Origin of the sequence: Streptomyces sp. NPDC048370 (assembly GCF_043200825.1) — a bacterium.
Taxonomy (GTDB): domain Bacteria; phylum Actinomycetota; class Actinomycetes; order Streptomycetales; family Streptomycetaceae; genus Streptomyces.
The window spans coordinates 79,841-97,917 of sequence record NZ_JBICYI010000006.1; the positions used below are offsets into that span (position 1 = coordinate 79,841).

Annotated in this window: 18 protein-coding genes; 13 read left to right on the forward strand and 5 right to left on the reverse strand. The window is 71.6% G+C overall.

Features of this window, described 5'->3' with window-relative positions:
* Positions 1–14: 14 nt before the first annotated feature.
* Positions 15–821 (reverse strand): class I SAM-dependent methyltransferase, encoded by an 807-nt coding sequence (locus ACGFYP_RS15385; protein ID WP_393492605.1) that lies wholly within the window; start codon positions 819–821, stop codon positions 15–17.
* Between the two features lie 264 nt (positions 822–1,085).
* On the opposite strand from ACGFYP_RS15385, the gene mshA reads away from it, so the two are divergent.
* The 3 genes from mshA (at position 1,086) to ACGFYP_RS15400 (ending at position 4,744) form a co-directional block, all read left to right on the forward strand.
* Positions 1,086–2,429 (forward strand): D-inositol-3-phosphate glycosyltransferase, encoded by a 1,344-nt coding sequence (gene mshA / locus ACGFYP_RS15390; protein WP_361960411.1) that lies wholly within the window; start codon positions 1,086–1,088, stop codon positions 2,427–2,429.
* Positions 2,422–2,910 carry a YbjN domain-containing protein gene (locus tag ACGFYP_RS15395; protein ID WP_361960413.1) on the forward strand — a complete coding sequence of 163 codons (489 nt, stop codon included), beginning with the start codon at positions 2,422–2,424 and terminating at the stop codon, positions 2,908–2,910. The genes mshA and ACGFYP_RS15395 overlap by 8 nt, the downstream gene beginning before the upstream one ends.
* A gap of 136 nt (positions 2,911–3,046) precedes the next feature.
* Complete coding sequence (locus ACGFYP_RS15400) at positions 3,047–4,744, forward strand: glycosyl hydrolase family 28-related protein (protein WP_393492610.1); 1,698 nt, start codon at positions 3,047–3,049, stop codon at positions 4,742–4,744.
* On the opposite strand, the gene ACGFYP_RS15405 is transcribed toward ACGFYP_RS15400, so the two are convergent.
* Positions 4,734–6,035, reverse strand: coding sequence for an MDR family MFS transporter (locus ACGFYP_RS15405; RefSeq protein WP_393492613.1), 1,302 nt, complete (start codon positions 6,033–6,035; stop codon positions 4,734–4,736). The two genes, ACGFYP_RS15400 and ACGFYP_RS15405, sit on opposite strands and share 11 nt — an antisense overlap.
* Before the next feature lie 147 nt (positions 6,036–6,182).
* Here ACGFYP_RS15405 and ACGFYP_RS15410 point away from each other — a divergent pair, with 147 nt between their 5' ends.
* The 5 genes from ACGFYP_RS15410 to ACGFYP_RS15430 all read left to right on the forward strand — a co-directional run bounded on the left by ACGFYP_RS15410 (position 6,183) and on the right by ACGFYP_RS15430 (position 11,075).
* Positions 6,183–6,941, forward strand: a complete 759-nt coding sequence (locus ACGFYP_RS15410; protein ID WP_361960419.1) for a phosphoglyceromutase — start codon at positions 6,183–6,185, stop codon at positions 6,939–6,941.
* Between the two features lie 112 nt (positions 6,942–7,053).
* Entirely contained in the window at positions 7,054–7,428 is a 375-nt protein-coding gene (locus ACGFYP_RS15415) for an FKBP-type peptidyl-prolyl cis-trans isomerase (protein ID WP_393492617.1), read from the forward strand.
* Positions 7,429–7,571: 143 nt separating this feature from the next.
* Complete coding sequence (locus ACGFYP_RS15420; protein ID WP_393492620.1) at positions 7,572–9,821, forward strand: FG-GAP repeat domain-containing protein; 2,250 nt, start codon at positions 7,572–7,574, stop codon at positions 9,819–9,821.
* Positions 9,822–10,155: 334 nt separating this feature from the next.
* Entirely contained in the window at positions 10,156–10,536 is a 381-nt protein-coding gene (locus ACGFYP_RS15425) for a VOC family protein (protein ID WP_361960425.1), read from the forward strand.
* Between the two features lie 32 nt (positions 10,537–10,568).
* On the forward strand, positions 10,569–11,075 hold the full coding sequence (locus tag ACGFYP_RS15430; protein ID WP_393492624.1) for a GNAT family N-acetyltransferase: 507 nt from the start codon (positions 10,569–10,571) through the stop codon (positions 11,073–11,075).
* Positions 11,076–11,124: 49 nt separating this feature from the next.
* Here ACGFYP_RS15430 and ACGFYP_RS15435 read toward each other — a convergent pair whose 3' ends face one another.
* Entirely contained in the window at positions 11,125–11,277 is a 153-nt protein-coding gene (locus ACGFYP_RS15435) for a hypothetical protein (protein WP_361960429.1), read from the reverse strand.
* A gap of 209 nt (positions 11,278–11,486) precedes the next feature.
* On the reverse strand, positions 11,487–12,167 hold the full coding sequence (phoU, locus tag ACGFYP_RS15440; protein WP_393492628.1) for a phosphate signaling complex protein PhoU: 681 nt from the start codon (positions 12,165–12,167) through the stop codon (positions 11,487–11,489).
* Positions 12,168–12,438: 271 nt separating this feature from the next.
* Between phoU and ACGFYP_RS15445 the strand changes: the two genes are divergently transcribed.
* Together ACGFYP_RS15445 and ACGFYP_RS15450 are read left to right on the forward strand one after the other, a co-directional pair.
* Positions 12,439–13,668, forward strand: a complete 1,230-nt coding sequence (locus ACGFYP_RS15445; RefSeq protein ID WP_393492631.1) for a sensor histidine kinase — start codon at positions 12,439–12,441, stop codon at positions 13,666–13,668.
* Positions 13,665–14,345 carry a response regulator transcription factor gene (locus ACGFYP_RS15450; protein ID WP_017242433.1) on the forward strand — a complete coding sequence of 227 codons (681 nt, stop codon included), beginning with the start codon at positions 13,665–13,667 and terminating at the stop codon, positions 14,343–14,345. Before ACGFYP_RS15445 ends, ACGFYP_RS15450 begins: the two co-directional genes overlap by 4 nt.
* 154 nt (positions 14,346–14,499) lie before the next feature.
* Here the strand turns inward: ACGFYP_RS15450 and ACGFYP_RS15455 are convergent, their stop codons facing one another.
* A complete protein-coding gene (locus tag ACGFYP_RS15455; RefSeq protein ID WP_361960435.1) occupies positions 14,500–15,180 on the reverse strand; it encodes a DUF461 domain-containing protein in 681 nt (226 codons plus the stop codon).
* Positions 15,181–15,909: 729 nt separating this feature from the next.
* Between ACGFYP_RS15455 and ACGFYP_RS15460 the strand changes: the two genes are divergently transcribed.
* From ACGFYP_RS15460 to ispF, 3 genes are all read left to right on the forward strand, one after another.
* The gene (locus ACGFYP_RS15460; RefSeq protein WP_003953493.1) at positions 15,910–16,392 is read left to right on the forward strand and encodes a CarD family transcriptional regulator; all 483 of its coding nucleotides are present in this window, start codon (positions 15,910–15,912) and stop codon (positions 16,390–16,392) included.
* Between the two features lie 397 nt (positions 16,393–16,789).
* Positions 16,790–17,539: a 2-C-methyl-D-erythritol 4-phosphate cytidylyltransferase gene (ispD, locus tag ACGFYP_RS15465; RefSeq protein WP_361960437.1), complete on the forward strand. Its 750-nt coding sequence runs from the start codon at positions 16,790–16,792 to the stop codon at positions 17,537–17,539.
* The gene (gene ispF / locus ACGFYP_RS15470; protein WP_393492636.1) at positions 17,529–18,029 is read left to right on the forward strand and encodes a 2-C-methyl-D-erythritol 2,4-cyclodiphosphate synthase; all 501 of its coding nucleotides are present in this window, start codon (positions 17,529–17,531) and stop codon (positions 18,027–18,029) included. The genes ispD and ispF overlap by 11 nt, the downstream gene beginning before the upstream one ends.
* Positions 18,030–18,077 lie beyond the last annotated feature (48 nt).

The following is an 18,077-nucleotide window of genomic DNA, read 5'->3' on the forward strand; positions in this document are numbered from 1 at the left end:
CGCCAATTGGTCCTTCAGCGGGGCGCCAGTGCCTCCCAGCGCACCGTCACCTCGCCCTGGCGCCACCGCCGGTACCCGTCCGTCAGCGGCCAGTCCGCCGCCAGATCGCGCACGGCCCGGATCCAGCGCTGCCGTGCGCCGAGCGAGGCGTACGGGGCCGCCGCCGCCCACGCCCGGTCGAAGTCCCGCAGGAACGCGTGGACCGGCTCGCCCGGCACGTTGCGGTGGATCAGCGCCTTCGGCAGCCGTTCCGCGAGGTCCGAGGGTCGGTCGAGCGAGCCGAGCCGGGTCGCGAAGGTCACCGTCCTCGGCCCGGACCCGTCGAGCGCCACCCACACATGGCGCCGCCCGATCTCGTCGCAGGTCCCCTCGACGAGCAGCCCGCCAGGCCCGAGCCGCGCGCACAGCCGCGCCCACACCGCGGCGACCTCGTCCTCGTCGTACTGCCGCAGCACGTTCGCGGCCCGGATCAGCGCGACCTCGCCCGGCACCGGGACCTCGAAGCCGCCGTGCAGGAAGGTGAGGCCCGCGCGCTCGTACGGCTTGGCGGCGGCGACCCGGGCCGGCTCGATCTCGATGCCGACGACTTCGGTCCGCGGATCGGCGGTCCGCAGCCGGGCCAGGAGCTCCACGGCGGTCCAGGGGGCGGCCCCGTACCCCAGGTCGACGGCGACGGGCGGCTCGGGGGAGCGGCGCAGGGTCGGGCCGTGCGTGGCGGCGATCCAGCGGTCCATGCGCCGCAGCCGATTGGGGTTGGTGGTCCCGCGGGTGGCCGTACCGACGGGTCGGGTCGAGGCGGGTCGGGTGGTGCGGGGGGCCATGGGACGAGGGTACGGGCCGGGGGTGGGCGGCCGTGTCACGCCGGGCCCTGGATGGGGCCCGGGGCCGGGTGCGCGGCCGGGCCCCCACGGGCTGTGCCACGCCGTCCGGCACGGCAATGAATTGGCAAAGAGGAAATGGATGGCGCGATTCCGGTGTTGTGCGGCGTGGAAGGTGCCGTGCGCACCCGCCTCGCTGTGCCCGCTTCACCCCGCTCCACCCCTGCCGTGCCCGCTACGCCCCCACTCAGTGGAAGGACCGTCGACGTGAGCCAGTACGTGTCCCGGCTCGCCGGCTCCCTGGCGACGCCGCCCCGACTCCGGCTCCCCGGACGTCACCGGAGTCCGCGCCGGGTGGCCATGCTCAGCGTCCACACCTCGCCCCTGCACCAGCCGGGCACAGGTGACGCCGGCGGCATGAACGTGTACATCGTGGAGCTGGCCCGACGCCTCGCCGCGATCAACATCGAGGTCGAGATCTTCACCCGGGCCACCACCGGCGGCCTCGCCCCCGTGGTCGAGCTCGCGCCGGGCGTTCTCGTACGGCATGTGGACGCGGGGCCGTACGAGGGCCTCGCCAAGGAGGAGCTGCCGGCCCAGCTCTGCGCCTTCACGCACGGCGTGATGCAGGCCTGGGCGGGTCACCGGCCCGGCCACTACGACCTGGTCCACTCCCACTACTGGCTCTCAGGACACGTCGGCTGGCTCGCCGCCGAGCGCTGGGGCGTCCCGCTCGTCCACGCCATGCACACCATGGCCAAGGTCAAGAACGCGGCGCTCGCGGAGGGCGACACGCCCGAGCCCACGGCCCGGGTGATCGGCGAGACGCAGATCGTCGACGCCGCCGACCGGCTGATCGCCAACACCGCGGAGGAGGCCGACGAGCTCGTCCGCTTCTACGACGCGGACCCGGCGAAGGTCGCCGTCGTGCACCCCGGCGTGAACCTGGACCACTTCCGCCCGGCGGACGGCCGGGCCGCCGCCCGCGCCCGGCTCGGGCTGCCGGCCGACGCCTTCATCCCGGTCTTCGCGGGCCGGATCCAGCCGCTCAAGGCCCCCGACATCCTGCTGCGGGCCGCGGCCCAGCTCCTCGACCGCGATCCGTCGCTGCGCTCGCGCATGGTCGTGCCGATCGTCGGCGGGCCCAGCGGCAGCGGCCTCGCCAAGCCCGAGGGGCTGCAGAAGCTCGCCGCCAGGCTGGGCATCTCGGACGTGGTCCGCTTCCACCCGCCGGTCGGCCAGGACCGCCTCGCGGACTGGTTCCGGGCGGCGTCGGTGCTGGTCATGCCCTCGTACAGCGAGTCCTTCGGCCTGGTCGCCATCGAGGCGCAGGCGGCCGGGACCCCGGTCGTCGCGGCGGCGGTGGGCGGCCTTCCTGTCGCCGTACGGGACGACGTGACCGGCTTCCTGGTCCAGGGGCACGACCCGGCCGACTACGCCCGCGCGCTCGGACGGTTCGTCGCCGACCCGGCGCTGACCGACCGGATGGGCGCGGCCGCGGCCCGGCACGCGGAATCGTTCGGCTGGGACACGGCGGCCTCGGGCACGGCGGACGTGTATACGGCGGCGATGCACGATCACCGCCGTCGCGTACGCTCGCACCATGGCTGACGAGGTACGACGGGTCATCGAGGACACGTTCAGGGACGCAGAGCTGGAGTGGGAGTCGCCCGAGCCGGGCTCGTACGTCGTCAAACTCCCCGGCACGCGCAAGCTCTTCACGACGCTCTCCCTGCGGGTGGGCCGGCACTCCCTCTCGCTGAACGCGTTCGTCATCCGGCACCCCGACGAGAACGAGTCGGGCGTCCACCGCTGGCTCCTGGAGCGCAATCTCAAGCTGTACGGCGTGAGTTACGCGGTCGACGGCCTCGGCGACATCTATCTGGCCGGCAAGCTGCCGCTGGCCGCCGTCACCCCGGAGGAGCTGGACCGGCTGCTCGGCTCGGTCCTCGAGGCGGCGGACGGTTCCTTCAACACGCTTCTGGAGCTGGGTTTCGCGAGCGCGATCCGGCGCGAGTACGAGTGGCGGGTCTCGCGCGGTGAGTCGACCCGGAACCTCGACGCGTTCACCCACCTGACCAAGAAGCCGTAAGCGACCCACGCTCGCACGACCTCTTCCGTACCCAGCCCGGGCCGTGCCATGCTCATCGCCAACGCAGATCTGAACATGGTTCAGATATATGAATCCATATGAATCCATGGATGCAGGGCTATGGGAGGGCGGGCTCATGGGAATCAGCAGGAGACGGATCGTGGGCGGCGCGGTGGTCGTAGGCGTGGCGACGACGACGGGCTTCACTCCGTCGCTCCCCACCCCGTCGGGCCCCGCCCCGTCGCTCCCCACCCCGTCGGGCCCCGCCCCCGCGCACACCGCGCGCCTCTGGCGCGAGTTCGCCGACGCCCCTTACACCCACCCCCAGATCCCCTACGTGGGCCGCGCGGGCGCCCGCAGGGGCGCCGCGCGCCTCGACCGCCCGCCGGTCGTCGCCAACGTCGTCACCTACGGGGCCGTCCCCGACGGCTCCGCCGACTCGGCCGCGGCCATCAACCGGGCGCTCGCCGAGGCGGGGGAGCGCGGCGGCGGCACGGTGCTCGTCCCGCCGGGGACGTACCGCATCGACGACTTCCTGCACATCGGCCACAGCGACGTCGTCCTGCGCGGCGCGGGCTCGGGCCGGACGAAGCTCGTCGCGACGAAGAACCTCACCGAGCTGATCGGTACGTACGGTTCGCGCTACGGCGGCGACAAGTCCGCCTGGTCCTGGGCCGGCGGCCTGATCTGGCTCGCCCCGAAGGCCCGGCTCGACTCCCTCGTCGCGGCGATCCGCGCCAAGGCCTGGCCCTTCGAGGGCTGGACGGGCAACAGGCGGGACGAGTGGGAGACCCTGACCACCGTCCGCCCGGCCCGGCGCGGCGACTGGTCGATCACGGTCGACGACCCGTCAGCCGTGCGCCGCGGCCAGGTGGTTCTGCTCCGCCTCACCGACGACGCGGGCCACACGCTCCTGGAGCACATGGCGGGCGGCGGCGCCGGTCCCGAGTCGTACCACTGGGACGACAAGACCAAGCTGACCTCGTACGTGCCGCACGAGTGGCCGGTCCGGGTCGTCTCCGTGCGCGGCCGCACAGTGACCCTGGAGCGCCCGCTTCCGCTCGACGTACGCCCGGAGTGGGACCCGCGCCTGACGACGCTCGCGGAACCCCTGACCGGCTCGGGCGTCGAGGGCCTCACCCTGGAGGCGGTCGAGACCTCCCAGTCGGCGCACCTCCTCGACAAGGGCTACAACGGCGTCACCTTCCAGTGCGCGTACGACTGCTGGGCCGACGACATCGTCGTACGGCACGTGGACAACGGCTTCGGTCTCGTCGCCGCCTCCGCCTGCACACTGCGCCGCACCCGGGTCGAGGGCCGGGGCTCCCACCACCCGTACTTCTGCCGCGAGGGAGCGCACGACAACCTGGTCGAGGACTTCTCGATCGCGGCCCGTACGGTCCCGGCGCCGGCCGGGACGCAGCTCCACGGCATCAACGTGGAGGGGCTCTCCAGCTACAACGTCTGGTCGCGTGGGGTGATGGAGATGGGCACCTTCGACACCCACCGGGGCATGCCGTTCGCCAACGTACGGACGGAGATCACGGTCGAGAACAACGGCCGGCACGGCGGCGACGCCTCGGCGGGACCGCTGTACGGCGCCCGCTTCACGCACTGGAACGTGACGGTGACGAACGGCAGGGCGGGCCTGGTCAAGATCGACACGATCGCGCCGTGCAGCGCGACGGTCGGCATCAGCGAGGTCACGGAGTTCGACCAGATCGACGTACCGGACTTCGCGGGCGAACTCCACGCGCGCGTGGAGGCGTACGGGAATCCGGGGACGGTCCGCCCCCGGAACCTGTACGAGGCCCAGCGGCAACTCAGGCACTGACGGAGCCGGCACCGGCCTTCTCGTCGGCCGAGGCGCCCGGGGTGTCCGCCTCCTTCTCGACGACGGACGTGGGCTCGTCCTCGTCGAGGGCCTTGCGGAGGCGGGTGGTGTAGCCGATCGCGGCGAGGCCTCCGATGACGGCCGTACCCATCCAGAGGAAGTCGGGACCCGGCCCGTCGACGACCCAGCCGGCGAGGATCGGGGCGAGGAAGCCGGACAGCGCCCAGGACATGCCCATGACGCCCTGGTAGCGGCCGCGGGCGTGTTCGGGGGCGAGCTTGGCGGTGGCGGCGGCGTTCGTCGGGACGTGGACCATCTCGCCGATGGTCCACACGACGACGGTGGCGGCGAAGACCAGCGGGGTGCCGGCGAGGGCCGTGGCGCCGGTGCCGACGGCGAAGAGCAGCGAGGAGACGGTGAGCAGCATCGCCGGGGAGCGCTTCTCGGTCATCCTGTTGACCAGCAGCTGGAAGGCGACGATCACGACGCCGTTGACGGCGATGACGGCGCCGTAGGCGGAGGGTTCGAGCCCCGCGGCCGCCATCGAGAGCGGCAGGCCGACCCAGGGGGCGGTGAAGACGAGGCAGACGAGGAGGTTGAGGAGGACGAGCGTACGGAAGGGGGCGTCGCGCAGGACGTCGAGGACGCTGACGCGGTCCTTCTCGACGAGCTCCCCGGCCGGGTTCCGCCTGGCCTCGGGGCGGGTCTCGGGCAGCCGCAGGAAGACGATGAGGGCGCAGGTGGCGACCGCGATGGCCTCGACGAGGAAGAGGGTGCGGTAGCCGAGGAAGATCGCGGCGCCACCGCCGAAGGCGGCGACGGCGAAGCCGAGGTTGAGGGCCCAGTAGTTGAGCGCGAAGGCCCGGCGGCGGTCGTGCTCGGGGACCATGTCGGTGATGGTCGCCTGGATGGACGGCCGGACGGCCTGCATGGAGACGCCCATGAGCAGGACGACGGCGGCGACGCCCCAGGCGGTGGTGACCAGGGCCAGGGCGGTGGCGCAGGAGGCCGTCACCAGGTGCATGGTGACCATCGTGGGCCGGCGGCCCCACTTGTCGGTGAGGGTGCCGCCGAGCGGGGAACCGGCGACGCCGCCGAGACCGTGCAGGGCGACGACGAGCCCGGCGAACCAGGCGGAGTGGCCGAGCTCCTGGGTCAGGTACAGCGACAGGAACGTGAGGACGAAGGCGCCGGTCCGGTTGACGAGGGTGGAGAGCCAGAGCCACCAGAAGCCGCGGGGGAGACCGGAGACGGTGGCCCGGGCTGATCGTCTGAGCGAATCGATGGACATGTGTGGCCGGCTCCCCCGTGCATGTAAGCGTCGCTTTCCGGATCCGTAACTTACGGGGGCAGGGTTCCCGGACGCCACTGAATTGACGGTCGGCGTCAACCGTCCACCGTGCGCATGGCGCCTCGGGCGTCGATTAGGCTCGGACGCATGGCCGACGCACCGTACAAGCTGATCCTCCTCCGCCACGGCGAGAGCGAGTGGAACGCGAAGAACCTGTTCACCGGCTGGGTGGACGTCAACCTCACCGAGAAGGGCGAGAAGGAGGCGGTCCGCGGCGGTGAGCTGCTCAAGGACGCCGGCCTGCTGCCCGACGTACTGCACACCTCCCTCCAGAAGCGCGCGATCCGCACGGCGCAGCTGGCGCTGGAGTCCGCCGACCGCCACTGGATCCCGGTCCACCGCTCCTGGCGCCTGAACGAGCGGCACTACGGTGCGCTGCAGGGCAAGGACAAGGCGCAGACGCTCGCGGAGTTCGGCGAGGAGCAGTTCATGCTCTGGCGCCGCTCGTACGACACCCCGCCGCCGGCGCTCGAGGACGGCACGGAGTTCTCCCAGTCGGCCGACCCGCGCTACGCGACGATCCCGCCGGAGCTCCGCCCCCGCACGGAGTGCCTGAAGGACGTCGTCGACCGCATGCTGCCGTACTGGTACGACGGCATCGTCCCGGACCTCCTGGACGGCCACACGGTCCTGGTCGCGGCCCACGGCAACAGCCTCCGCGCCCTGGTCAAGCACCTGGACGGCGTCTCGGACGAGGCCATCGCGGGCCTGAACATCCCGACGGGCATCCCGCTGGTCTACGAACTGGACGAGAACTTCAAGCCCCTGAACCCGGGTGGCACGTACCTCGACCCGGAGGCGGCGGCCGCGGCGATCGAGGCCGTGAAGAACCAGGGAAAGAAGTAGTTTCCCAGCGCTGATCCAGCGCTGATCAAGGCCTCCACCTGTGGTTTCTCCGCACGTGGGGGCCTTGCTCGATTCGTCCTACGAGATTCGTACTACTGGAGGAGTGACGGACGTGGCGTTGACCAAGCCCGAGGTGAGCCCGATCGAGGGCAATGCCCCCACCAGCCTGGTGATCACCGATCTCACGGTCGGCGACGGCGAGGAGGCCAAGGCGGGGCGGGCGGTGACCGTGCACTACGTGGGCGTGGCCCACTCCACCGGCGCCCAGTTCGACGCCTCCTGGGACCGCGGGGAGCCGTTCCGGTTCTACCTCGGCGAAGGCGAGGTCATCCAGGGATGGGACAGGGGCGTCGCCGGGATGAAGGTGGGCGGCCGCCGTCGACTGGAGATCCCTCCGCACCTGGGCTACGGCTCACGGGGAGCCGGCGGGGTCATCAAGCGCAACGAGACGCTGATCTTCGTCGTGGATCTGCTCGCCGTGAACTAGGTCCGCGTGAACCAGGTCGGCGTGAACCAGGGCTGATCGGCCGTCCGGCAGGACGGTCCTCGTTCCCGTACAACCATGCGAACCGATCATGAGTCTGATCGGGCACGGCACGTCCGTGTCCGATCTTCTCGTGGAGGTTCCACTTGCAGTTCCGCTCCACCGGCACTCGCACCCGCACCCGTACCCGTCTCGCCACGGCCATCACCGCCGTTCTCGCCGTCACGGCCCTCGGCGCCGGGGCGCTGGCCACCGCGCCGACCGCGTTCGCAGCCACCCCGGCCGCGTTCTCGGCCGCGGACGACCAGCCCGCCACCCTCCCCGTCTTCCCGGAGGGCTCCCAGCTCGCGGGGTCGGGCGCCACCGGCTTCCTCAGCTACTCGTTCACCCAGAACGGAACGCGGGAGGTGCGCTGGACGCCGTACGACGGCGGGGCCACCACCCTGCTCCAGGAGCCGGAGGACGGCGGGTTCACCATGTCGGGCGGCGACGTGGTCGTCCTCGGCGACGCCAACTGGACGTACGAGATGCGTTCTCTCACCCTGCGGAACATGGCCGACCCGGCCGCCCCCGGTGTGGACATCGACCTCCGCGCGCTCGACGCGCACTACGTGGCCGTGCTGAGCCCGACGAGCGTGCTCGCGCGGGTGACGAAGGGCGACGGCGCGGTGGAACTCCACGTCGTGAGCAAGGACGGCGCCACGACGACCAGCCGCAAGGTCTCCGGGCTGCCGGCGGACGCCACCCACATCTTCAGCTGGGCTCCGGTCCAGAACGGCATCGCCTTCGTCGGGTACGAGACGGGCCCGGCGAACGCGCGGGTCGGCGGCCGGGCCCTGGTCGACGTGGCGGCAGGGACGGCGACCGAGACGTACTCCTCCGCCGAGTCCGGATACGACTTCAGCACCCTGATGGTCTCCGGTTCCCATGTGGCCTGGGTCGACTACGCGTCCGGCACCGGACTGTTCGTCACGTCCGTCGACCGCGCGACGCGCGAGGAGAAGCGGACCGTCCTGGGCGCCCGTGACGGCGAGTGGTACCACGCGCTCGTCGGCGGCTGGCTGGTGTACGGCAATTCCTCGACGCCCGTCCGCGCCGTCTCCCTGACCACCGGCGAGACCCGCGACCTCGTCGACAGCGGATCCGGCGCGGTGTCCGCGGGCGACGGCAGCATGGTGGTGAGCGGCAAGCGCGCCGCCGACGGCGCGGGCCTGTTCCGGATCACGGCCGGGCAGGACGGCACCCCGACGGTCACCAAGGTCGCCGCGACGGGCCAGGTGGCCGTGCCGCCCGCTCTGAAGATCGAGCAGGTCCACGTCCCCGACGTCGCGGACCTCGACCAGACCGGCGGCAACGTGACCCTCGGCTGGACGCTGTCCCGCCCCGAAGCCCGTCTGGACGTCACGCTCACGCACATCGCCACGGGCAAGGAGTTCCGCACGAGCGTGAACGCCCCGGCCAGCGGCTCGCGCTTCGACTACACCTGGGACGGCACCATCGCCGGGGTGGACGCGCCGAACGGCAGGTACGCGGTGGAGGCCGAGGCGACGCCGCTCGACGGCGTCGGCGAACCCGCCCACCAGGGCTGGGAGATGACGGTCAAGCGGGCGTACGACCCGCACGACTACACCAACAACGGCTCCACGGACGTCCTGGCCCGGGACGCGGCCGGCGGCCTGTGGCGCGACGACCTGCGGGACCGGCCGGTGAACGGCCAGGTCAAGCCCGCCCAGCGCGTCGGGCTCGGCGGTGGCTGGCAGACGTACAAGCACATCGAGGCCGTCGGCGACATCTCGGGCGACCAGGTCGGCGACATCGTCGGCCTCGACGGCTCCGGGGTGCTCTGGCACTACCTCGGCAAGGGCGACGGCGGCTTCACGCCGCGCGCCCGCGTCGGCGGCGGCTGGGGTGTGTACAACCAGCTCACCGGCGGCTCGGACCTCGACGGCGACGGCCGCGCCGACCTCCTCGCCGCGGACACCGCGGGCGTGCTGTGGTTCTACAAGGGCACCGGCTCCGCCACCGCCCCCTTCGCCGCCCGCGCGCGCGTCGGCGGTGGCTGGGGCGTCTACAACCAGCTCACCGCCGTCGGGAACATCGCCGGTTCGGCCGCGGGAGACCTGATCGCCCGCGACAAGGACGGCGTCCTCTGGATGTACCAGGGCGACGGCCGCGGCAACTTCGCGCCCCGCGTGCGGGTCGGCGGCGGCTGGGGTGCCTTCAGCCAGCTCGTCGGCGCCGGCGACCTCGACAACGACGGCCGCCCGGACCTGGTCGCGTACGGCGCGGGCGGCACGTACGTCTACCGTTCGACGGGCTCCACCACCGCCCCCTTCAGCCGTCAGTCGACGTCGCTGTACGCGGGCGAGGGCACGAAGTTCAACAACATCGCGTAGCGAGCCGTCGCGTAAGGAACAGCAGAACGAAAGGGGCCCCCTCCTCGCCAGGTTTCCGGCGGGGAGGGGGCCTTCTCGACGGCCTCCCGGGGCCGGCGATCAAGGTCGCGCAAATCCGTTGTGACGGGGCAGGGCATCGCGTAGGGTCCCCGATGTGATCACCGGATCGGCGACTCTTCGCCACGCACAGACGGGTCAGCCGGTGGAAGGCTGATCCCGCAGCGGGGGTGCGTACGTCACCCCCGTCGTTCGGCACGTGGACCTCCCTGGGCATCGCGCCCACCCCGAGTCCACCCCTTCACTCCGTGCCGAACACACAGCGAGGTCACACCACATGGCAGTCAGCTTCAACCACACCATCATCGCCGCCAAGGACCGCAACGAGTCCGCGCTCTTCTTCCGGGAGCTCCTGGAACTCCCCGAAGCGCCGTCCTGGGGCCCGTTCGTCAACATCCAGCTCGCCGACGGCGTCCTGCTCCAGTTCGCCGAGCCGCCGGTCGAGATGCAGATCCAGATGCAGCACTACGCCTTCCTGGTCGACGACGAGCTCTTCGACCGCGCGTACCAGCGGCTCTGCGACGGCTCCGTCGAGCACTGGGCCGATCCGCAGATGCGGCTCCCGGGCGAGATCAACCACGGCCACGGCGGCCGAGGGGTCTACTTCAAGGACCCCGCCGGGCACGCGATCGAGCTGCTCACCCGCCCGTACCTGTAGGCGGCCGGCAGGGTGTGGATAGCCTCCGTGTCATGGCTACCTCACTCCGCCTCGAGAAGATCACCCCCGACAACGTCGAGGCCGCGCTCGCCCTGCGCGTCCATCCCCACCAGGAGAAGAACGTCGCTCCTGTCGCGCACTCACTGGCGGAGGCGTACGCCTTCGGGGAGACCGCCTGGCCCCGGCTCATCCTCGACGGCGACGAGCCCGTCGGCTTCGTGATGGCCTTCCTGGACATCCAGTGGGCTCCGGAGAGGGACCCCGACGACCGCCGCAGCGGACTCTGGCGGCTCAACATCGCCGCCGGCCACCAGGGCAAGGGGTACGGGCGGTTCGCCGTCGAGGCCGTGCGCGAGGAGATACGGCGGCGCGGCGACGGCGGGCAGATGTACGTGACGTGGGAGCCGGGCGAGAACGGGCCCGGGGGTTTCTACCTCGGGCTCGGCTTCCGCGCGACGGGGGAGACGTCCGGGGACCAGACCGTCGGCGTCCTCGACATCCTCGACGGCCCCGGTGGCCCCGACGTCCGCTCGGCGTGACAGATGCGTGGGCCCCGCCCGGGGAAACCGGGCGGGGCCCACGCGTCTCTCAGGAGCAGCCCCCGCACTGGCACGGCCCGCCGGACTGGCAGCCGCAGCCGCAGCCCGGGCCGCACGCGCAACCGCTGAGACGGAGAACGGGCAGGAGCACCGCGTCGCGCGGGACGACCTGCTGGGGGTCGGTGGTGGCGGAATCAGCCATGGGGTCCCTCCTCGGAGGCGTACGTCGCCTCTCCCCATTGCATGCCCAGCCCACCGGGCGCATCAACGGCGCACAGGAGTGCGAACGCCACCCCCGAAAGGCCGGAGCCCTCGGCCGGCGCGCCCGCGAGCCGCGCCGCGCGCCACCGCCCGCGAGCCGGGCCGCGCGCCACCGCCCGCGAGCCGGGCCCGCGCGCCACCGCCCGCGAGTTACGCGCCCTCGACCGGCGAGTCCTGCGGCTGCAGCTCGTCCGCGTGCTCGCCCGTCACCAGGTACACGACGCGCTTCGCCACGGATACCGCGTGGTCGGCGAACCGCTCGTAGTAGCGGCCGAGCAGCGTCACGTCGACGGCCGTCTCGATGCCGTGCTTCCAGCGGTCGTCCATCAGGTGCTGGAAGAGCGCCCGGTGCAGCAGGTCCATCTCGTCGTCGTCCTGCTCCAGCTGGAGCGCCAGGTCGACGTCCTTCGTGATGATGACCTCCGCCGCCTTCGCCATCAGGCGCTGCGCCAGCTGACCCATCTCCAGGATCGTCGCGTGCAGGTCGCGCGGCACCGCCGTGTTCGGGAAGCGCAGCCGCGCCAGCTTCGCCACGTGCTGCGCCAGGTCGCCGGAGCGCTCCAGGTCGGCGCTCATGCGCAGCGAGGTCACCACGATGCGCAGGTCCGTCGCCACCGGCTGCTGGCGGGCCAGCAGCGCTATCGCACGGGCCTCCAGGTCGTGCTGCAGGTCGTCGACCTTCTGGTCCGCGGCGATCACGCTCTCCGCGAGCTTCAGGTCGGCGTCGAGCATGGCCGTCGTGGCGCGCCCGATCGCGGACCCGACCAGGCGGGCCATCTCGACCAGGCCCTCGCCGATCGAGTCAAGTTCCTCGTGGTACGCGTCCCGCATCGATGTCCCTCTCTCGCAGATGTCCCGGGTCCGGGGTCCTGTGGGGCTCTCGGACCCCCACGCTCCCACGTTCGGCCCCCGACAAGTCAGGCGCGTCCACCCCAAGTGAATGAGCTCTTTCCCCTCGGTGAACTCTGGGCGACGTACGCCGCTGTTCCGGACAGTCCAAATGAACCACCACGGTCCCCACGGTGAACTCTGGGCGACGACTGTTCGAGCAGCCACTCGGACGGCTGGGAGAGTGTCTGTCGACCCGCATAACCTTGAGGGCATGGACGTGAACGCGGCAGTCGCCGCATTGGCCGCGATCGCCGGGGTGTGCACCGGCGTGATCGCCATGCTGGCGTTCCGCTGGAGCGAGCGCGACCAGGCGCGGCCCACCCGGACCTCCCTGCACACCGACGCCGTGCTCCCGCCCGGTGTCGACACCGTGCTCTCCGTGCTGCGCTCCTCCGCGGTCGTGCTCGACGAGAGCGACTCCGTGGTCAAGGCCAGCTCGGCGGCGTACGCCCTCGGTCTGGTCCGCGGCGGGAAGCTGGCCGTCGAGCCCATGCTCAACATGGCCCGCGACACCCGCCGCGACGGGGAGATACGTCAGGTCGAGCTCGACCTGCCCCGGCGCGGCACCGGACGCGGCGAGGCGCTCGCGGTCTCCGCCCGGGTGGCGCCGCTCGGCTCCCGCCTGGTGCTGCTCCTGGTCGAGGACCTGACGGAGGCACGCCGTATCGAAGCGGTACGGCGCGACTTCGTCGCCAATGTGAGTCATGAGCTCAAGACTCCGACAGGTGCGCTCTCCCTGCTCTCCGAGGCCGTCATGGACGCCTCGGACGACCCCGAGGCGGTCACCCGCTTCGCCGGCCGCATGCAGATCGAGGCGACCCGCCTGACCAACCTCGTACAGGAGCTCATCGACCTCTCCCGCGTGCAGAACGACGATCCCCTGGAGGACTCCGAGCCCGTACGGGTGGACGAACTGGTCGCCGAGGCCATCGACCGCTCCCGGCACGCCGCCTCCACCAAGCAGATCACCATGGCCTCCGGAGGCACCGCGGACCTGCACGTCTGGGGCAGCCGCGGCCAGCTCGCCGCGGCGCTCGGCAACCTCGTCGAGAACGCCGTCAACTACTCTCCGGCCCGTACGCGGGTGGGCATCGCCGCCCGCCGCGTCACGGCCCCCGGCGGCGACCTGATCGAGATAGCGGTGACCGACCAGGGCATCGGCATCTCCGAGAAGGACCGCGAGCGCGTCTTCGAGCGCTTCTACCGCGTCGACCCGGCCCGCTCCCGCGCCACCGGAGGTACGGGGCTCGGCCTGGCCATCGTCAAGCACGTGGCCGCCTCGCACGGCGGGGAGGTCACGGTCTGGAGCACCGAAGGCCAGGGCTCCACCTTCACCCTGCGGCTGCCCGAGGCGGGCGCCGTACGGGAACGCCGCCCGCCCGCCTCCCCCACCCCCGATCTCATGACCGAACCGCTCCCTGCCCCGGAGGTCCTTCCGTGACCCGAGTGCTTGTCGTCGAGGATGAGGAATCCTTCAGCGACGCCCTGTCGTACATGCTTCGCAAGGAAGGCTTCGAGGTGGCGGTCGCCGCGACCGGGCCCGACGGCCTCGACGAGTTCGAGCGCAACGGGGCGGACCTCGTCCTCCTCGACCTGATGCTGCCGGGCCTGCCCGGCACCGAGGTCTGCCGCCAGCTGCGCGGCCGGTCGAACGTCCCGGTCATCATGGTGACCGCCAAGGACAGCGAGATCGACAAGGTCGTCGGGCTGGAAATAGGAGCCGACGACTACGTGACCAAGCCCTTCTCCTCGCGGGAGCTCGTGGCCCGCATCCGCGCGGTCCTGCGCCGCCGCGGCGAGCCGGAGGAGGTCACCCCCGCGGCCCTGGAGGCCGGCCCGGTCCGCATGGACGTGGACCGCCACGTCGTCACGGTCTCCGGGGGCAAGGTCGACCTCCCGCTGAAGGAGTTCGACCTCCTGGAGATGCTGCTGCGCAACGCGGGCCGCGTGCTGACCCGTATGCAGCTGATCGACCGCGTCTGGGGCGCGGACTACGTGGGTGACACCAAGACCCTCGACGTCCACGTCAAGCGCCTCCGCGCGAAGATCGAGCCGGACCCGGGCGCGCCGCGGTACCTGGTGACGGTCCGAGGCCTGGGCTACAAGTTCGAGCCGTAAACCCCGAGCCGTAGGCCGTGAGCCGTGAGCCGTCAGCCGTGAGCGGTAGGCCGTAGCCGTACGTACGCGAAGGGGCGCCCCGTCGGAGTGATCCGGTGGGGCGCCCCTTTGACGTACGCGTCTGTACGGGTGGGTACGGGTGCGTACGGCTGTGTCAGTGGCCGGCCGCGTGGCTGGCGCCGCCCGAGGGGGTGCCGGTGCCGGTCGGGGTGGCGGTGCCCGTCGGGGTGGCCGTGGAACCGGCCTCGCTGCCGTGGCCCGCCTCGCCGGTCGGGGTCGCGGTGGCCGAACCGCTCGGCTTGGCGCCCGCGGGCTTCGGGATCTCGGTCGGGCCGTACTCCTTGAAGTAGCTGGTCGCCGGGACGACGAAGGCCTGCAGGGCCACGTCACCCGTCTTGCTCAGCTTGAAGACGAGCTCCTGCGCACCGCCGTCCTTCACGGCCTCGTGGCCGTTCTCGATCGTGGCGGAGGCGTTGCCCTTGCCGCCGATGACGACCGAGCCGCCGGCGGCGATGGTGATCGGGCCCGAGCCGGAGGCGGCCTTGAGCTTCACCGGCGCGGCGGAGCCGCCCAGCGTGATCGAGTCGAGCGTCTGCGGCGTGCTGCCGTTGTTGAACACCGTCGCGGAGACGACGGCGGGACCTGCCGCGCCGGCGGTCGGCTGGGTGATCACGAGCGCGTTCTGGATCTTGACGTCTTCCACCGTGACGGCGGCGTTGTCCGGTCGGACGCCGAGGGTCTGCGCGTTGTTACCGGCGCCACAGGCGGACAGCGAGGCGATCGAGATCACGATGGCGGTGGCGGCGAGGGCGCCGCGTCGAAGGCTGCGGCTCACGGCGGCGGCATCTCCTAGGACGTACGGACGGGCATGGGCGGCCGGCTGGAGTCTTACTCGGGACCAACCGGCTGAGAACGGAACTGACGGAGCTGGACGGACGGAGCTAAAGGTGCGTCAGCGCGCTTAGGTTACCGAGCCACCCTCTCCCGCCCGCACCCGACCCGCCCCTTCACGCACCCGCCACGCACGGGGAGCGTCGGCCGATGTCCCGGAAGACCTCTCGCCAGACGTCCGGACGGACCCGCGGCCGATCTCCCGCCCGCCTCCCGAACCGCCCCCGACCCGCTTCACCATGGCCGGATCACGGCGCATTGAGGCTCCGTTCACATAACCGACTTGATCAATTCGACGGCCGTCCGCGCATTCCACCGCTCGTCCCATGGAAAAACTCGTCTCACACCGATGGGTGATCAATTCGGGATTCGGTCCGGGATGCGTCCGCACGGGTGACCGATCCTCGAACGGAGTATGCCAAGATGTGTACCCGGAACCCGGCAAAACGGGGCATCCCGGCCCCTCCCGGGCCCTCCGGGCCGGCGTGACGCCCGCGTTTCTCTCCGTCCACGCAGCCGCTCCGACCTGCGAATACCGCCTTCCGGAAGCCCTCCGCAGCACGTTCGCGTCGCTGTTGTCAAGCCCCGAGATATGCCCTGACCTGCGAAAACGCCATTCAGAAGAAGCCGTATCCGTGTTACCCTGGATAGCCACGGAAGGGGTACCTGTCACATGACGTTCAAGGTTGGCGACACCGTGGTCTATCCCCATCACGGGGCCGCGCTGATCGAGGCCATCGAAACTCGCCAGATCAAAGGCGTGGACAAGACCTACTTGGTGCTCAAGGTCGCCCAGGGCGACCTGACGGTTCGTGTGCCGGCGGACAATGCGGAGTTCGTCGGTGTTCGCGATGTAGTTGGTCAGGACGGGCTTGACCGGGTCTTCGAGGTGCTGCGCGCGCCGTACGCCGAGGAGCCCACGAACTGGTCCCGTCGCTACAAGGCGAACCTTGAGAAGCTCGCCTCCGGCGATGTCATCAAGGTCGCCGAAGTGGTCCGCGACCTCTGGCGCCGGGAGCGCGAGCGCGGACTCTCCGCAGGTGAGAAGCGCATGCTCGCCAAGGCTCGGCAGATCCTGGTGAGCGAGCTGGCCCTCGCGGAGAACACGAACGAGGACAAGGCCGAGGCTCTCCTCGACGAGGTCCTCGCGTCCTGAATGAAGCGATGCCGCGGTGCCCGTTGGCGTGCTGTGCTCCACACAGCGCTGCCGCCGGGCGCTGCGGCATGTTTCGTCTCAGGTGCCGCGTGTCGCGCCGCAAGGCCGTCTCATCCGTCGCATGAGCCCCGGCTGACGTCCGAGCCTCGGGTGATGCCCGACCGGCCGTCCGGGCTCCGGGTGGCGTCCGTCTCGTGACGCGTCCGTCCACGAAACTCCCGTATCCCCAGCCCCCTCGCGTCCCACGGACCTCGTGCCACGCGCCCCGCCCCGACCGTCGTCACGGAAAGGGCCCGGTCAAGGCGTTGCGCCGGCACTCCCCCCAGCCTTCGGCCGGGGGCACCCCCAGGGCCATACCCATGTCCGCCGAGGAAACAAACCTGCCGGAGTGCAACCGATGACAGACGAAACGCGTCCCTCACGGACCGCCGTGGTGATCCCCGCGGCGGGCCGGGGCGTACGGCTCGGCCCGGGCGCCCCCAAGGCGCTCCGCGCGCTGAACGGCACCCCCATGCTCATCCACGCCGTCCGGGCGATGGCGGCCTCCCGTGCCGTCTCCCTCGTCGTCGTGGTCGCTCCCTCCGACGGCGCCGCCGAGGTCAAGAACCTCCTCGACGACCACGCGCTGCCCGAGCGCACCGACTACCTCGTCGTGCCCGGCGGCGACACCCGCCAGGAATCCGTACGCCTCGGTCTCGCGGCGCTCCCCGAGGGCGTCACCACCGTCCTCGTCCACGACGCGGCCCGCCCGCTGGTCCCCGTCGACACGGTCGACTCGGTCATCGAGGCCGTCCGCGACGGGGCCGTCGCCGTCGTCCCCGCCCTGCCGGTGGCCGACACCGTCAAGGAGGTCGAGCCCGCGGCGACGAAGGGCGACCCCGAGAGCGTCGTCGCGACCCCCGAGCGCTCCCGGCTGCGCGCCGTCCAGACCCCGCAGGGCTTCGACTACGAGACCCTCGTCAACGCGCACGCGACCATCGCCCTCACGGGTGACGGCGCCACGGACGACGCGGGCATGGTCGAGCGGCTCGGCGCGCCCGTCGTGGTCGTGCCCGGCCACGAAGAGGCGTTCAAGGTGACCCGCCCCCTGGACCTCGTACTGGCCGAGGCCGTACTCGCCCGCCGGAGGGCCAACGATGGCTTCTGACCGCAGCCTGCCGCTCATCCCGAGGACAGGCATCGGCACCGACGTCCACGCCTTCGAGCAGGGCCGCGAACTGTGGTGCGCCGGCCTCCTCTGGGAGGACGAGGAATTCGGCCTCGCCGGGCACTCCGACGGTGACGTCGCCGCCCACGCCGCCTGCGACGCGCTCTTCTCCGCCGCCGGCATCGGCGACCTCGGCGCCCACTTCGGCACCTCCCGCCCCGAGTGGTCCGGCGCCTCCGGCGTCACCCTCCTCGCGGAGGCCGCCCGGATCGTCCGCGCCGAGGGGTACGAGATCGGCAACGTCGCCGTCCAGGTCATCGGCGTCCGCCCCAAGGTCGGCAAGCGCCGCGACGAGGCGCAGAAGGCGCTGAGCGCGGCGGTCGGCGCCCCCGTCTCCGTCTCCGGCACCACGACGGACGGCCTCGGCCTCACCGGCCGCGCCGAGGGCCTGGCCGCCCTGGCGACCGCGCTGGTGTACCGCCCCGCCTGAGGCACAGCTGAGCCACGGCTGAGGCGCACCTGACGCACCACCGGAAAA